Consider the following 14,660-nt stretch of genomic DNA (forward strand, 5'->3'; position numbering starts at 1 on the left):
CCCCCACCGCCCCTCCGTCCGAGCTTCGGCCAGCCCCCGTCGGTCCGCCGCTCGGGCTTCGGCCAGCCCCCGTCTGTCACCCGGTCAGACTTCGGCCAGCGCCCATCGGTCCCCCGCTCGGGCTTCGGCCAGCCCATGTCGCCCCCCTGCTCAATCGCCGACCAGCCGCCCCCCTCGATCGATCACCGGGCCGGACTCCGGCCAGTCCCCCATCCGGTCACCCACTCGGTCCCATCAGTCCCCCGGTTGATCTCCCAGTCGGTCCCCGTCAGTCCCCGGTCAGCTGCCGGCCGCCCCCGTCGGCCGCCGCCCCCTCGGCCGCCGCCCCCGTCAGCCGTCCGCCCGGCCGAAGAGGGGGGCCAGGAGTAGTTGGGCCGCGCCTTCCGCGACCGTGCGGTCGCCGCCGGGGACGAGGCGGACGGGGACGGTGGTGCCGAGGGCGCCCTCGCGCCGGGCGCGTTCGTCGAGGACGGCGGCGACCCCGCGTACGAAGGTCTCCGGCGCGGCGGCGATCGTACGGCCGCCGAGCAGCACCTGGTCGATGTCGAGCAGCCCGGCCAGGTTCGCGGCCCCCGCTCCCAGCACCCGTGCCGCCTCGGCCGGTTCCGCCCGGTCCACCGCCGCCAGGCACAGCGCCTCGATGCAGCCCCGGTTGCCGCAGTGGCACGGCGGCCCGTCCAGCTGGATGACCTGGTGCCCGAACTCCCCCGCCCCCGTGCGCGGCCCCCGGTGCACGCTGCCGCCGATCACCAGTCCGGCGCCGAGACCCGTACCGAGGTGCAGGTAGGCGAAGGAACCGCCCTCGCCGCCGACGGCGAGTCCGAGGGCGGCCGCGTTGGTGTCCTTGTCGACGACGACCGGTACCCCCAACCGCTCCGCGAGCGCGTCCCGCAGCGGAAAGCCGTCCCACTCGGGGAACCCGGTGACCCGGTGCAGCACCCCGTGGCCGTGGTCGAGCGGACCGGGCGCGGCGACCCCGACCCCGAGCAGCGCGTCGCCCCCGTCCGCGATCAGCTCCCCGGCCGCCTCCGCGAGCGCCCCCACCACGGCCGTCGCACCCGCCCCCAGGTCCAGTTCCGCGCGCCGCTCCGCCACCACCCTCCCGTCGAGGTCCACCAGCACCGCCCGCAGCCCGTCCCGGTCGAGGTGCACCCCCACCGCGTGTCCGGCCTCCGGCACCAGCCGCAGTACGGTGGCCGGCTTGCCCCCGGTGGACGCGCGCCGTCCGGCCTCCGCCGCGAGGCCCGCCTCGCGCAGCCGGGCGGTGATCTTGCTGACGGCCTGGGGCGTGAGCCCGGTGCGCTCGGCCAGTTCGAGCCGGCTGATGCCCTCGCTCCCGGCGGTCCGCAGCAGGTCCAGCACCAGCGCGGTGTTGTGGCTGCGCACGGCGAGCAGATTCGCCCCGGCCTGGCCCGGCCCGCCCCTCGTACGGCTCGGCGTGCCGCTTCCCGCGCCGCTCCTCGTCCTGTTCACGCCACCCATTGTCCCCGCCACTTGCACTTTGGCAACAGCGTTGCGAAAGTGGGAGGCATGACAGCTGCCACTCCCCTGCGCGTCGGCCTCATCGGCTACGGCCTCGCCGGATCCGTCTTCCACGCCCCGCTGATCGCCGCCACCGAGGGCCTCGCCCTGGACACGGTGGTCACCTCGAACCCCGAGCGGCAGGCGCAGGCGAAGGCCGAGTTCACCGGCGTCCGGACGGTCGCCACCCCGGACGACCTGTTCGACCGGGCCGACGGCCTCGACCTGATCGTCATCGCGTCCCCGAACAAGACCCACGTCCCGCTGGCGACGACCGCCCTCAAGGCGGGCCTGCCGGTCGTGGTGGACAAGCCGGTCGCCGGCACCGCCGCCGAGGCCCGTGAGCTGGCCGCCCTCGCCGAGGAGCGCGGGCTGCTGCTCTCGGTCTTCCAGAACCGCCGCTGGGACAACGACTTCCTGACCCTGCGCAAGCTGCTGGCGGACGGCGAACTGGGCGAGGCATGGCGCTTCGAGTCCCGCTTCGAGCGCTGGCGCCCGCAGCCCAAGGGCGGCTGGCGCGAGTCCGGCGACCCGGCAGAGATCGGAGGTCTCCTCTACGACCTCGGCAGCCACGTCGTCGACCAGGCCCTGACGCTCTTCGGCCCGGCGACCGAGGTGTACGCCGAGTCGGTGATCCGCCGGGACGGCGCCGAGACCGACGACGACACGTTCATCGCGCTCACCCACGCGAACGGCGTCCGCTCCCACCTCTACGTCTCCGCGACGGCGGCCCAGCTCGGCCCGCGCTTCCGGGTCCTCGGCTCGAAGGCGGGTTACGTCAAGTACGGCCTCGACCCGCAGGAGGCGGCGCTGCGCGAGGGCGACCGGCCGGGCACCGCGGACGGCTGGGGCGCCGAGCCGGAGTCCCTGTACGGCCGGGTCGGCGCCGGGGAGTCCCCGCTGACCGGCGGCGGCCGGGCCGTCCCCACCCTGCCCGGCGACTACCCCGCGTACTACGCGGCCGTGGCCCGGGCCCTGCGCGGCGAGGGCCCCAACCCGGTGACCGCCCTGGAGGCGGCGGACACCCTGGACGTACTGGAAGCAGCCCGCCGTTCGGCGGTCGAGAAAGTGACGGTGACCCTCTGATGCACCACCCGCAGATCACCCCGCGGTCCACTCCCGAACTCACCCCGTCGGTAGAGGAGTTGGAGAAGCAGGAACAGCGCCTGGTCTTCCGGCAGTTCACCAACGACGACGCGTGGGCCCTGGGCTCCCTGCTGGTGGAGCTGGCCCGGGAGCGCCAGGCCCCCGTGGCCGTCGACATCCACCGCGCGGGCCAGCAGCTCTTCCACGCGGCCCTGCCCGGCTCCACCCCGGACAACGACGCCTGGATCGCCCGCAAGCGCCGGGTGGTGGAGCGCTACGGCGCGGCCTCCTACCTGGTGGGGGCCCGGTTCCGCGCCAAGGGCACGACCTTCGAGGAGTCCTCCCGCCTGGACCCCGACGAGTACGCGGCCCACGGCGGCTCCTTCCCGATCACCGTCGAGAACGTCGGCGTGATCGGCTCGGTGACCGTCTCGGGCCTCCCCCAACTCCAGGACCACCGCTTCGTGGTGGAGGCCCTAGAGGCATATTTGAAGGCGTAGCCGAAAAAAAGGGGCGCGGGGAACTGCGCGACCGGCCACAGTCGACCCGCAGACGACCGACCGGCGCGGTTCCCCGGCCCTTCCAGCGGAGCGCCTACGCGTCCTTGAACTCCTGCCTCTGACGGCCGAGCCCGGCGATCTCCAGCTCCACCACGTCCCCGCCCCGCAGGAACGGCTTCGGCTCGGGCGCGCCCAGCGCGACCCCCGCCGGAGTCCCGGTGTTGATGACGTCACCCGGGTACAGCACCATGAACTGGCTGACGTACCGCACGACTTCGGCGACCGAGAAGATCTGCTCGGCGGTCGTCCCGTCCTGCTTCAGCTCCCCGTTCACCCAGAGCCGCAGCGACAGTCCCTGCGGGTCCCCGACCTCGTCGGCCGTCACCAGCCACGGCCCCAGCGGGTTGAACGTCTCGCAGTTCTTCCCCTTGTCCCAGGTCCCGCCCCGCTCGATCTGGAACTCCCGCTCGGAGACGTCGTGCGCGACCGCGTACCCGGCGACGTACGCCAGCGGATCCTCGTCGTCGGACAGGTAGCGGGCCGTGCGCCCGATGACGACCGCGAGTTCGACCTCCCAGTCGGTCTTCACCGACCCGCGCGGCACCAGCACGGTGTCGTTCGGCCCGACGACCGTGTCCGCGGCCTTGAAGAAGACGACCGGCTCGGCCGGCGGCTCGGCGCCGGTCTCGCGGGCGTGGTCGTGGTAGTTGAGGCCGATGCAGACGACCTTGCCGATCCGCCCCAGCGGCGGTCCGATCCGCAGCCCGGTCGCGTCGAGCGCGGGCAGCTCCCCGGCGTCGGCGGCGGCCCTGACCCGGGCGAGGGCGGCGTCGTCGGCGAGCAGCGCCCCGTCGATGTCGTCCACGACACCGGACAGGTCCCGCAGGACCCCCTCGGCGTCGAGCAGCGCGGGCCGCTCCGCCCCCGTCGTACCGACTCGCAGCAGCTTCATGGTCGTCACCATCTCCCTTGATAGCGTGCGCCCGCCCGATGGGTGCAGCCATCGGAGGACTGGTCGATCCTCCAAGATGGGCATGCAACGGGCAAGAGCCTGTTCACGTACTGGACCGCAGCCGCCCGGCCTCGCGCCGTCCGGTCCAGGCGCCGTCCGGTCCCGCGGCCTACGATCCCGCGCCGTCCGGTCCGCCGTCCGGTTCCTCACCGGTACAGCACGGCGCGTTCCACCGCGCTCCAGGCCGTACTGGTCACCACGTACAGCGCGGCCGCCAGCGGCACCACGGCGACGGTGAACAGCGTGAAGTACGACAGGTACGGCGCGACCTTGGCGACCGCGCCCAGCCCCGGCACCTGCTCGACGTCCGCGCCGCCCTCCGCGCCGCCCTCCGCGCCGCCCTCCGCGCCGCCCTCCGCGCCGCTCACCGCCGCCTCCGCCGCCGTACGCCTGGCGCGCAGGAAGTTGAAGGTGGCGACGGCCGCGACGAGGACGAACAGCCCCAGGTAGACCAGGCTGGCGGAGCTTCCGAACCCGGTACCGAGGAGGTCGGTCCCCCTTCCGCCGAGGGGAGCCCCCAGCAGGTCGTGGGAGAGCAGGCCGCCCGCCCGGCCGCCGAGCGTGGGGCTGGAGAAGAGGTGGTAGAGGAGGAAGAAGGCGGGCAGCTGAAGCAGCCCCGGCAGGCAGCCGGACAGCGGGGAGACCTTCTCCTCGGCGTGCAGTTCCAGCACGGCCCGCTGGAGGGCCTGCTGGTCCTTCCCGTGCTTCCTGCGCAGTTCGGCGACTCTGGGCTGGAGCGCGGCCCGGGCCCGCTGGCCCCGGGCTGCGGCCCGGGACAGGGGGTGCACGAGCAGTCGTACGAGCGCGGTGAACAGGACGATCGCGGCGGCGGCCGCGGAGGCGTGGAAGAGCGGCTGGAGCAGGTCGGCGAGCCGCTCGACCAGGCCGGCGAAAACGGACATGGGTGGGAGCCCTCCAAGGGGTCTCGTCGTGCCGTGATGAAGAGGTGGGACGGCATGACGACCCGCGCGAGGGCACCCGGAACGGGTTCCGGATGCCTTACGCGGTGGTCGCCCGGAGGGCGTGCCCGGGTGCTCGTGGCCTGGTGCGGCCCTTCGCGTCCGGATCGCACTGGGCGAGGAAGGCGGTGCGGCGGGCCCGGTCGCGTATCGCCGTACGGACCCGGGTGGGCGGGACGGCGGGCGCGGACCGCGCGGCGAGCAGGCAGCTGACGGCGAGGGCCGAGCCGACGGCGGCGGTCGCGGCGAGCGCGACGGTGGTGAAGAGGCTGCCGGAGTCGAGCAGCAGGAGGTCGAACAGCAGCAGCAGGAGCAGGGCGGCGGGACGCGACGACAGGACCTGACGGCCGTGCACCCGCATCTCCGAACCCCCCTCCCTCGCAACGCCGTTGTACCGCTCGTACCGCCTGTGCACCGCTCTTCGCTTGCCTGTACTGCTCGTACCGCCGTTATACCGGATCTGTCTCCAGCGGCTCCAGGAGCCGCTTCGGCTTGAGGAGCGCGCGGCTGACCGGGTCGGCCGGGTCGGGGTCGAGTCCCGGTCCCGGCGTGATGAGAACGTCCGCGACGGGTACGACGGTTCCGCAGGCGGGACATTCGCCGTACGGGCCGAGTTCGGTCCCGCACTCGACGTGCCGGAAGTAGCGCAGCCGGCGGTCCATGAGGTGCTCGCGTCCCCAGAGGGCGAGGGCCCGCAGGGTGGGCCAGAGCGCGATCCCCCGGTCGGTGACGACGTACTCGTCGCGGGGCGGCGACTCCTGGTACCGGCGCTTCTCCAGGATCCCCTCCTCGGTGAGCGTCCTCAGGCGGGCCGACAGCACGGCGCGCGGGATGCCGAGGTGGACGAGGAAGTCGTTGTAGCGCCGCACGCCGTAGAGCGCGTCGCGGACGACGAGCAGGGTCCAGCGCTCGCCGACGACCTCCAGCGCGCGGGCGATCGAGCACTCCTGCGTCACGTAGTCCTTGCCCAGTGCCATGCCGACCACCTTAGTCAACTTCTCTGTCCAAGGTTCAATGAACGAACCGATGGTGTTACGGTACCGCCATGACTAGGTTCAATGAAAGAACCCTCCCCTCGGGGAGTGCCGTGGGCGCACCGCCCGGCACGGACTCGGCCCCGTCCCGAAGCGCCCGTGCCACCCTGGCCCTCACCAGCGCCGCGACCGCCGTGGCCCTGATGACGTACACGGCCCCGGTGGTCACGCTCCGCGAAACGGCCACCGCCCTGCACACCCCGCTGTCCGCGCAGGCCTGGCTGCTGAACGGCACCCCGCTCGGCCTCGCCGCCCTCCTCCTCGTGGCGGGCAGCCTCGCCGACGACTACGGGCGCCGCCGCGTCTTCGTCGCCGGCACCCTGGCCCTCGGCCTGACCACGGCCCTGGGCGGCCTCACCACCTCCACCTGGGCGTTCACCCTGGCGCGGGTGGCGCAGGGCGCGGCGAGCGCGGCGATCCTGGCGAGCAGCCTGGGCCTGCTGGTGGCCGCGTTCCCGACCCCGCGCGGCCGGCTGCACGCGACGGGCGTGTGGGGCGCGTTCGTGAGCGGCGGCATCGCGCTCGGCCCGCTGGTGGCGGGGGCGATGCCGAACTGGCGGGTGGCGTACGCCGTGCTGGGCGCGGCGGCCCTACTGGTGGCGGCCCTCTCCGTCCGGACGCTGACGGAGTCCCGTTCCCCGCGCGGCGGCCGCCCGGACGTCGCCGGGGCGCTGGCCTTCGGGCTGGCGCTGGTGTCCCTGGTCGCGGCCCTGACGCTGGGCCGGGACGGCTGGCTGCGGCCGCAGGTCGGCCTGCTGCTGGCGGCGACGGTGGTCCTGCTGGCGCTGTTCACCGTGATCGAGCGCCGTTTCGCGCCGACCCCGATGATCGACCTGGCCCTCTTCCGCACCCCGCGCTTCCTGTCCTCCTCCCTCGCCGGTCTCGTCACGGGTCTGACGGTGATCGGCCTGTTCAGCTTCCTGCCGGCGCTGCTCCAGCAGACGCTGGGCATGTCCGCGATGGACACGGCGTGGCTGTTCCTGCTCTGGTCCGGCCTGTCCTTCGCGGTGGCGTTGCAGGCGAAGCGGCTGGCCGGCCGGGTCGCCCCGCGCTGGCAGCTGGCCGCCGGTTTCCTGCTGCACGCGGGCGGCGCGCTGGCCATGCTGGGCGCGCTGGACGCCGGTTCCTGGCCCCGCCTCCTGCCCGGTCTGGTGCTCGGCGGGGCGGGCAGCGGCCTCCTCAACGCGGCGCTGCCCCTGCTGGCGGTGGAGTCGGTCCCGGCCGCCCGCGCCGCGATGGGCTCGGGCGCCCAGCAGACGTTCCGCTACATCGGCTCCTGCGCGGGCGTGGCCCTGACGATCGCCATCGCCACGTCCACCGGGGGCGGCCTGGCCCACGGCGCGGACGTGGCGATGGTGGTGTCGGCGGGCGTGGCGGCGCTGGGGGCGGCGGGTGTGATGGCGCTACGGGAGCGGGCGCACTAGCGGGAGCGGCGGGTACGCGCCGGCCGGAACGGCGGGTACGCGCCGGCCGGAACGGCGGGTACGCGCTAGCGGGAGCGGCGGTCCGCCCGGCGGCGGCCTCCACCCCAGCTCCCGTCCGCCGCCTGCTCCCGCCCGTCACCGGGACTGTGCCGCCGGGCGGAACGCGGGTACGTCGGACTGCGCGGCGGGAGCGGAACCGGGCGCGGGCTGCCGCATGCTCGCGAACCCCGTGGGCGAGGCCTGCTCGAACCCCGACCAGACGTTGCCGCCACGCCACTGGGAGCCGTCCCAGACCAGGGCCCTGGCCTGCGCCCCGTAGAAGCCCGCCCCGCACGAAGCCCAGCCGCCCCAGTCGAAGACCTGCGCCGGACCCCACGCACCCCACTGGTTCACGCCCGTGGCGCCGACCTTCCAGCCGCTGGTACGGCAGGCCGCCCAGGCGGACCCGTTCCACCGGAAGACGGTCACTCGGGTGGCGGCCCAGCCGTCGGGCGAGTTCAGCCCCGTACCGCAGCCCTGCGTGAACGCGTAGGTCTCCGAGTAGGCGAGGTCGCCGGACAGCACGCCGGGTTTCTTGTGGTCGATGCCCGCGTCTCCCTGGACGCAGAGACCGGAGGCGTTGTAGACGGTGACTCTTCGGGCCCAGGTGTACGCGCTCGCGGGCTGGGTCCACAGCGCTGCCGTCAGCAACGCGACGAACATGCACAGCGTGGCTTTCAGGGACAGGCGGGACATGGTCATGATCCCTCCGGTTCTCGGGCCGCCGCCATGTCCTCCGCACGCATGACTATGTCCTCTGCACGCATGCCTGAAGGTCCCCCACATGGTCCTACGACCCTGGGCGAGGCAGTGGGCCGGCCGGTACCCCCCGTGGCCCCCACCGGACAGGTCCGCGACTGCGGACGTGAGCACTCCGAGGCCGTGGACCACGGGCTCACTGGACCATCTCACGGTAGGCGATGCGGTCACCCGTCGCCTGTCGGGACCACGAGCCACGTCGCAAGCACGAGCCACGTCGGGACCACGAGCCACGTCGCGAGCACGAGCCGCATCGGTACCACGAGCCGCGTCGCAAGCACGAGCCTCGTCGGGACCACGAGCCGCCGGCCAGGCTTCGGCACCGCCCCACTCGACGCCCTCCCCCTGCCCCCCCTGCACCCGTCGGGCCGCTACGGCGACGGGAATTGGGCGCTCACCCGCTCCCCGCCCGCGGCCGCGTCGAGACCAGCTTCCCCCACACCACCATCCGGTACCGCGAGGTGAACTCGGGCGTGCAGGTGGTGAGGGTGATGTAGTACCCCGGCTCCTTGTACCCGTACGACGGCTTCACGATCGAGCGCGGTACGGGCCTGATGACCCCCGAGTCCCGGGACGAGGTCTGCGGCAGGATCTGGTCGACGACGTACGTGTAGGTCGCCGCCCTCGTCTCGACCTCGACGGTGTCCTTCCGCCGGAGCCGGGGGAGGTACCGGAACGGCTCCCCGTGCGTGTTCCGGTGCCCGGCGACCGCGAAGTTCCCAGCCTGGCCCGGCTGTTGGGTGCCGGGATAGTGACCGACGTACCCGTGGTTGAGCACGTTCGGTTTGCTGACGCCCTCGGCGACGGGCACGCGCAGACCGAGGCGCGGGACGACGAGCACGGCGTAGGCCTGCGAGGCGACGACCCGGGTGGTGTACGACGACTGCCGCCGCCCGGCACCGCTGCCGGTACCGCCGCCGCTACCGGTGCCGGTACCGGTGGACGACGCGGAACCGGTCGTACCGGAGCCGCCCTTCGCCCCGTCGCCCGCACCCCCGGAACCCCCCGCGCTCCCCCACTCCCGTTCCAGTGCCTCCACCTTCCGCTCGGCGCCCCGCTTCGCCTCCCGGTTGGTCCACCACAGCTGGTGCACGACCAGCAGCATGAGCACCACGCCGACGGTGACGAGGAGTTCACCCCCGCTCCACAGCACCCGCCGCCCCACCGGCATCCGTCCCACCGCCGCCTGCCCCACCGTTCCGCGTCCCGCCCGCCGTCGCCGCGCCCACCACCGCCGGTCACCGTGCCCCACGACTCGCGGCACCCCCCGCACCCCCCGCACCCGCCACACCCGCCGCACCCACCACACCCGCCGCACCGCACACCTCCCGCCGACGCCCGGTTGGGCCCGCACGATAAGGCGATCGCGGCCAACTCACCAGAGCCGTAGGGCTTCCCGTCCCCACCCCTCCCCACGATCACTTCCTCCACGGGTTTTAGAAAGCACTGTCGCAACCCTCGACAACCCCACACGCCACACCTGATGCTTCGTGTTGGCATGCGGGGGGACGAGTCAACGCCGGTCCGGGAACCGGTGTTTGAGCCGCACGGAGAGGTTGAGAAACAGCCATGATCCGACGCAGAACACTCCTGGCCGCCGCCGGAGGCGGCATCCTGGGCAGCGCCCTGGCCACCGGCACGGCCCGCGCCGACGCGACGATCACCGTCAGCCCGTCGACGTCGTGGGGCACGTGGGAGGGCTGGGGCACGTCCCTCGCCTGGTGGGGCAACGTCTTCGGCACCCGGGACGACTTCGCCGACATCTTCTTCACCACCAAGTCGACGACGTACAACAGCACTTCGCTGCCCGGCCTGGGCCTGAACATCGCCCGCTACAACCTGGGCGCGTGCAGCTGGAACACCGTGAGCGGCGAGAGCATGGTGGCCTCCGCCAACATCCCCGCGTACAAGCAGATCGAGGGCTACTGGCAGGACTGGAACAACGAGGACCCCACCTCCTCGGCCTGGGACTGGACCGCGGACGCGACCCAGCGCGCGATGCTCGTCAAGGCGGTGAACCGCGGCGCGACGGCCGAACTCTTCGCCAACTCCCCCATGTGGTGGATGTGCCTCAACCACAACCCGTCCGGCGCCGCCGACGGCGGCAACAACCTCCAGTCCTGGAACTACCGCCAGCACGCCTCCCACCTGGCCTCGGTCGCCCTGTACGCCAAGAACAACTGGGGCGTGAACTTCGCGACGGTGGAGGCCTTCAACGAGCCCTCGTCCTCCTGGTGGACGGCGACCGGCACCCAGGAGGGCTGCCACATCGACTCGACGGTCCAGGCGGCCGTACTCCCCTATCTACGCAGCGAGTTGAACAGCCGGGGCCTCACCAGCACCAAGATCTCCGCCTCCGACGAGACCAGCTACGACCTCGCCCGCACCACCTGGAGCGCCTTCTCCTCCACCACGAAGGGCTATGTGGACCGCGTCAACGTCCACGGCTACCAGGGCTCCGGCGGCCGCCGCGACCTGCTCTACACGGACGTCGTCACGACGGCCGGCAAGGCCCTGTGGAACTCCGAGACCGGCGACAACGACGGCACCGGCTACACCATGGCCTTCAACCTGCTCTACGACTTCCGCTGGCTGCACCCCACCGCGTGGGTCTACTGGCAGGTCATGGACCCGTCCACGAACTGGGCGATGATCGCGTACGACGCGAGCACCCTGACCGCGGGCGCCATCACCACCAAGTACTACGTGATGGCGCAGTTCAGCCGGCACATCCGCCCCGGGATGAAGATCCTCGACACGGGCGTGAGCAACGCGGTCGCGGCCTACGACTCCTCCGCGAAGCGCCTGGTGATCGTCGCCCTGAACACGGCCACCTCCGCCCAGACCTTCACCTTCAACCTCTCCGGCTTCACGACGGTGACGGGCGGCACGAACGGCCTGGTTCCGCGCTGGAACACGGTGACCACGGGCGGCGACGCGTACAAGTCGTACTCGGACACCTACCTCTCAGGGAAGACGGTGGCGGTGTCGGTCGCGGCCAAGGCGGTGCAGACCCTGCAGATCGACGGCGTGACGATCTGACCCCAACCGGCGGCGGGACCACGCCCTCCCCGTGCCCCGCCGCCACGCTCACCGCGTCCCGCCGTCACGACGCATGTCGGGCGCCTACCCGAGCCGCACCCGCAGCTCCACCCGCACCTCGTCCCCCGCGCCCAGCCCCTGCGGCCTGCGCACCGCGCTCTTGAGCGGCAACAGATACCCGCCGTCCTTGGGAAACAGGGACGTCTCGAACACGACCCCGCCCAAGGTCACCTCAACGGGAACGACCCCCCAGCCGTACGAGGCCATGGCCGCCACCGCCCGGATCTCCTCGCACTCCTCCTCCGGCACCGGCAGGAAGTAATAAGGAGCGGGCCCCCGCCACTCCACGACACACCCACCGAACTCGAACCGCACCGAACGACTCCCCTCGCTCCCGACCGCACCGACTGCCCCCCATCCCTGTCTCTTCTTTGTCACCGCCGGGCAGTACGGTGTCGTTCATGCGCCCCGACACGCCTGCCGAGAACGTCGTCGACCACACCGCCGAAGCGGCACGCCTGGAGCGGACCGCCGGCCTGTACCCCGAGGACGCCGAAGCCCTCCTCCTCCAGGCCGCGGCCCACCTGGAACTGGCCGACGCCCGCCCCGCCGCCACCGCGCTCTACGACCGCCTGCTGTCCGCGCAGGACACCCTGGAGAACGCGCCGCTGGTCCGGGCGCTGAAGGCCTCGAACCTCTGGGAGTACGACCACGAGGCCGAGGCCCGGGCGATCATCGACGGCGTCCGTGCCACGGCCCCCCGGGATCCGGCCCCCTGGGTCATCGTCGCGGAGTCCCTGGAATCCCACGACGAACTGGAAGCGGCGCACGAGACGTTCACGGAGGCGGCGACCCTCCTCCTCACGGACGTGGCGGAACCCCCGTACGCGACGCACCCGGTGCTGTTCGGCCGGCACAGGGTCCGCCGCATGCTCGGCCTCCCCCACGACGACTGGGACGCCCGCGCCGACACCCTCCACTCGTCCCACTCTTCCTCGGTCTCCCTGGACGAACTCCACGACCCGAAGCGGGTGTGGTCCCTGGGCTCGGACAACCCGGCGGAACTGGAAGCGGAGATCTCCCGCCTCCAGGCAGAACTCGGCGCCTACCGAGAGGCCCTCTCCCGCCCCTTCCCGGTGGCGGTGCTGCACTGGCCGGCGGACGAACTCCGGGAACTCCTCTCGGCGTACCCGGACCTGGCCACGGAGTACCCCTCCCACGACGAACACCTCTCGACCATAGAGTCCTCCCTCCGGGAACTCTCCACCTCCGGCACCCCCAACCTGGGCATCGTCACGGGAACGGTCCCCTCCTACGAGGCCTTCGCAGCCTCAGAACTCTCCTCCCCGTCGGACCCCACCCTCCTCCCCCAGTACGCCACAATCCTCGCGGCCCGCGGCCGAGCGGTGACCTGGCCCCCTCAGCGCACCTCGGACTGCTGGTGCGGCCAGAACCAGCGCTACGACGCCTGCCACGGCGCGTAACCACCCTGAGGCTGCTGCCGCCGGACCCACCCGGCGTGCCCGGACGACCCGACGCGCTCCCCACCCCGGCCACGACCGCAGCCCACCTCTGAGGCACACCATCGCAAGCCGCCCACTTTCCCCGGGCCGCCCGCTCGCTTCTCCCCCGTGCCGGAGCGGCCCGGGTCAAGGGTGGCCCGCAGGGCCATCGGCGAAGCCGACGCGGACGCGGAGCGCAGCGGAGCGGGAGCGCCCTTGAGGCGGGGCGTGGAGGCACGACACTGACAAGGAAGCGGGTGGCCCCGTCAGCGAGGACACCCCTCCAGTAGGGCAGGTTCTTCCTCGGTTGCACGCCGGTCCGGCCGCGCCGGCAAAATACTCCCGTGCCACATGTCGTCCCCTCCTCTCTCGCCGTGTCCGCCCGCATGAGCAAGCAGGTGAGCAAAGACACGGCGGCAGAGCTGGCCGTACGGCGGCTGTTGCATGCGGCCGGACTGCGTTATCGCGTGGAATATCCCGTGCCGGGCATGCCCCGACGACGGATCGACGTGGCCTTCACTCGGGCCAAGGTCGCCGTCCTCATCGACGGCTGCTTCTGGCACGGCTGCCCCCAGCACGCCACTCACCCGAAGGCCAATGCGGACTGGTGGCGCCGCAAGCTTGATCGAAACATGGCCCGCGACCGGGAGACGACCGAGCATCTGGTCGCGGAAGGCTGGACGGTGCTGCGTTTCTGGGAGCATGAAGCTCCCGGGGAAGTGGCCGTGCGCGTGGCGGCGGCCGTGGAGCGACGCCGGGCCGAAGGGACGCGGGGGAGAAGAAAATGAGCGGACTGACTTTCGTCGACGTGTGCTCCGGGGCGGGTGGGCTCGCCCTGGGACTGGAGCAGGCGGGTTTCGAGCCGCGCCTGCTGTTGGACGAGGACGATCTCGCCGTCGACACTCTGCGGGCCAACCGCCCGCACTGGAACGTTCTTCGCACCGACCTGATGGACTTCGACCCGGCGGAGCACCCCGAGAGCCTCGACGTGGATCTCCTCTCGGCCGGCCTGCCGAGGGTGAAGTCGAGCGCGACCGTCGGACGCGCCGATTCTGGAGCCGAGGAGCGCTTGCTGACGGCCACCGTCTATCTCGTCCATGCGATCAGGCCTCGTGCGGTGCTCATCGAGAACGTGCCCGGACTCGCGCACTCCGACGCCTACGAGCAGTTCCGCGATTTCGCGCGAGCCGAACTGGCCCACTTGGGATACGAGTTCAGCTGGTTCGTTGTGAACGCGGTCGACTTCGGCGTGCCCCAGAACCGCAAGCAGGGCGTCCTCGTCGCCATCGAGCAGCAGTGGGCCGCGGCATTCCGGCCACCGGCACCGACCGTGCAGCAGCCCACGACGGTCGGCGCCGTTCTGGGACCGACCATGGCCTCGCGGGGTTGGCCGGACGCCGCCCGCTGGGTCGCCCAGGCCGATCGACCGGCACCCACTCTGGTCGGCGGCTCGAAGAACCGGGGCGGCGCGGACCTCGGACCGACGGGAGCCAAGCGGACCTGGGCGACCATGGGTGTCAACGGTCACACTGTGGGCGACGTCGTCCCCGACGCGGACTTCGTCTGGAACCCCGAGCTCGGCAGGGACAACATGGTGAAGATCACGGTTGAGCAGGCCGCCCTGCTGCAGGGTTTTCCCGAGACCTGGGCGATCACCGGCCGCAAGACCGCCCGATACCGCCAGGTCGGGCACGCGACACCACCACCGGTGGGCGAGGCGCTGGGGAGGGCTGTCGCCGCAGCGCTGATTCGGGATCCAGCAGTCCCCGCTGCCGGCTAGAC

At 72.4% G+C, this 14,660-nt stretch carries 15 protein-coding genes; 7 read left to right on the forward strand and 8 right to left on the reverse strand.

Translation table 11 applies throughout. From position 1 onward, the window contains the following. Positions 1 to 330: 330 nt before the first annotated feature. Positions 331 to 1,482: an ROK family transcriptional regulator gene (locus MB828_RS24490; protein WP_430381421.1), complete on the reverse strand. Its 1,152-nt coding sequence runs from the start codon at positions 1,480 to 1,482 to the stop codon at positions 331 to 333. 48 nt (positions 1,483 to 1,530) lie between these two features. On the opposite strand from MB828_RS24490, the gene MB828_RS24495 reads away from it, so the two are divergent. Both MB828_RS24495 and MB828_RS24500 read left to right on the forward strand, forming a co-directional pair. Then, entirely contained in the window at positions 1,531 to 2,607 is a 1,077-nt protein-coding gene (locus MB828_RS24495) for a Gfo/Idh/MocA family protein (RefSeq protein ID WP_301650110.1), read from the forward strand. After that, positions 2,607 to 3,107: a heme-degrading domain-containing protein gene (locus MB828_RS24500; protein ID WP_301650111.1), complete on the forward strand. Its 501-nt coding sequence runs from the start codon at positions 2,607 to 2,609 to the stop codon at positions 3,105 to 3,107. The genes MB828_RS24495 and MB828_RS24500 overlap by 1 nt, the downstream gene beginning before the upstream one ends. A gap of 94 nt (positions 3,108 to 3,201) precedes the next feature. Here MB828_RS24500 and MB828_RS24505 read toward each other — a convergent pair whose 3' ends face one another. The 4 genes from MB828_RS24505 to MB828_RS24520 form a co-directional block, all read right to left on the reverse strand. Beyond that, a complete protein-coding gene (locus MB828_RS24505) occupies positions 3,202 to 4,059 on the reverse strand; it encodes a fumarylacetoacetate hydrolase family protein (protein ID WP_301650112.1) in 858 nt (285 codons plus the stop codon). Between the two features lie 206 nt (positions 4,060 to 4,265). Continuing rightward, positions 4,266 to 5,021 carry a YidC/Oxa1 family membrane protein insertase gene (locus MB828_RS24510; protein WP_301650113.1) on the reverse strand — a complete coding sequence of 252 codons (756 nt, stop codon included), beginning with the start codon at positions 5,019 to 5,021 and terminating at the stop codon, positions 4,266 to 4,268. Between the two features lie 97 nt (positions 5,022 to 5,118). Further along, entirely contained in the window at positions 5,119 to 5,439 is a 321-nt protein-coding gene (locus MB828_RS24515; RefSeq protein ID WP_301650114.1) for a DUF6412 domain-containing protein, read from the reverse strand. An 88-nt stretch (positions 5,440 to 5,527) separates the two neighbouring features. Continuing rightward, positions 5,528 to 6,055: a winged helix-turn-helix transcriptional regulator gene (locus MB828_RS24520; protein ID WP_207920457.1), complete on the reverse strand. Its 528-nt coding sequence runs from the start codon at positions 6,053 to 6,055 to the stop codon at positions 5,528 to 5,530. A 68-nt stretch (positions 6,056 to 6,123) separates the two neighbouring features. Here MB828_RS24520 and MB828_RS24525 point away from each other — a divergent pair, with 68 nt between their 5' ends. Then, entirely contained in the window at positions 6,124 to 7,536 is a 1,413-nt protein-coding gene (locus MB828_RS24525; RefSeq protein ID WP_301650115.1) for an MFS transporter, read from the forward strand. A 135-nt stretch (positions 7,537 to 7,671) separates the two neighbouring features. Here MB828_RS24525 and MB828_RS24530 read toward each other — a convergent pair whose 3' ends face one another. After that, on the reverse strand, positions 7,672 to 8,277 hold the full coding sequence (locus MB828_RS24530; RefSeq protein WP_301650116.1) for a hypothetical protein: 606 nt from the start codon (positions 8,275 to 8,277) through the stop codon (positions 7,672 to 7,674). A 451-nt stretch (positions 8,278 to 8,728) separates the two neighbouring features. After that, positions 8,729 to 9,505, reverse strand: a complete 777-nt coding sequence (locus tag MB828_RS24535) for a class E sortase (protein WP_301650167.1) — start codon at positions 9,503 to 9,505, stop codon at positions 8,729 to 8,731. Positions 9,506 to 9,903: 398 nt separating this feature from the next. Between MB828_RS24535 and MB828_RS24540 the strand changes: the two genes are divergently transcribed. Beyond that, on the forward strand, positions 9,904 to 11,376 hold the full coding sequence (locus MB828_RS24540) for a beta-1,6-galactanase (protein ID WP_301650117.1): 1,473 nt from the start codon (positions 9,904 to 9,906) through the stop codon (positions 11,374 to 11,376). A gap of 84 nt (positions 11,377 to 11,460) precedes the next feature. Here MB828_RS24540 and MB828_RS24545 read toward each other — a convergent pair whose 3' ends face one another. Further along, positions 11,461 to 11,751, reverse strand: a complete 291-nt coding sequence (locus tag MB828_RS24545) for a DUF1905 domain-containing protein (RefSeq protein WP_301650118.1) — start codon at positions 11,749 to 11,751, stop codon at positions 11,461 to 11,463. 86 nt (positions 11,752 to 11,837) lie between these two features. On the opposite strand from MB828_RS24545, the gene MB828_RS24550 reads away from it, so the two are divergent. The 3 genes from MB828_RS24550 (at position 11,838) to MB828_RS24560 (ending at position 14,658) form a co-directional block, all read left to right on the forward strand. Next, complete coding sequence (locus MB828_RS24550) at positions 11,838 to 12,860, forward strand: hypothetical protein (protein WP_301650119.1); 1,023 nt, start codon at positions 11,838 to 11,840, stop codon at positions 12,858 to 12,860. 404 nt (positions 12,861 to 13,264) lie between these two features. After that, entirely contained in the window at positions 13,265 to 13,666 is a 402-nt protein-coding gene (locus MB828_RS24555) for a very short patch repair endonuclease (protein ID WP_301650120.1), read from the forward strand. After that, positions 13,663 to 14,658, forward strand: a complete 996-nt coding sequence (locus MB828_RS24560; RefSeq protein ID WP_301650121.1) for a DNA cytosine methyltransferase — start codon at positions 13,663 to 13,665, stop codon at positions 14,656 to 14,658. The genes MB828_RS24555 and MB828_RS24560 overlap by 4 nt, the downstream gene beginning before the upstream one ends. Positions 14,659 to 14,660 lie beyond the last annotated feature (2 nt).

The organism is Streptomyces arenae (assembly GCF_022343545.1).
GTDB classification, from domain to species: Bacteria; Actinomycetota; Actinomycetes; order Streptomycetales; family Streptomycetaceae; genus Streptomyces; species Streptomyces humi.